This is a genomic window from Oleiphilus sp. HI0123 (assembly GCF_001635315.1).
Window position 1 is genome coordinate 1 of sequence record NZ_LWGE01000705.1, and the last position, 556, is coordinate 556.

Annotated in this window: 1 protein-coding gene; it reads left to right on the top strand. The window is 47.1% G+C overall.

Annotation, left to right across the window (positions count from 1 at the left end; translation table 11 throughout):
• Positions 1–32: 32 nt before the first annotated feature.
• On the top strand, positions 33–556 hold a 524-nt coding region (locus tag A3761_RS06325), incomplete at its 3' end, for an NnrS family protein (protein ID WP_231881179.1).

The following is a 556-nucleotide window of genomic DNA, read 5'->3' on the forward strand; positions in this document are numbered from 1 at the left end:
CCGGCCTACAGACTCCTCACGGCAAACCGCTCATGATCCTCTTTTCTTTGTGGGCCCTGGCACGCCTAATGTGGCTGATTAACGTACTATCACTCGCTGCATTCTTCGACCTCATCTTTATCGTTTGTCTCGGCTACGCTATTGCCAAGCCGATCATCCAAGTCAAACAATGGCGTCAAATGGCGATTCTTTCGAAGCTAGTGCTGATTGCAGTCGGGAATGCCTTTTTCTATGCTCAAGCACTTGGTTTTAGTGATTCAGGTGCACATACATCCCTCTACGCAGGCCTCTATATCGTTGTCGGTCTGATCCTGACCATCGGGCGTCGGATTATTCCTCTTTTTATTGAACGAGGGGTAGGCTACGAAGTGACCTTGTTTAACTCTAGAATTCTCGATATCTCAAGTATGCTGGTCTTTTTAGTGTTTTTTATCGCAACCCTCTTTACCAACTATATCACCCTCGCGCAGACTGCTGCGGCACTCATGGTCATTATCACGACCATACGTATGATCGGCTGGTATACATCAGGTATATGGAAATCCCCTTTGCTATG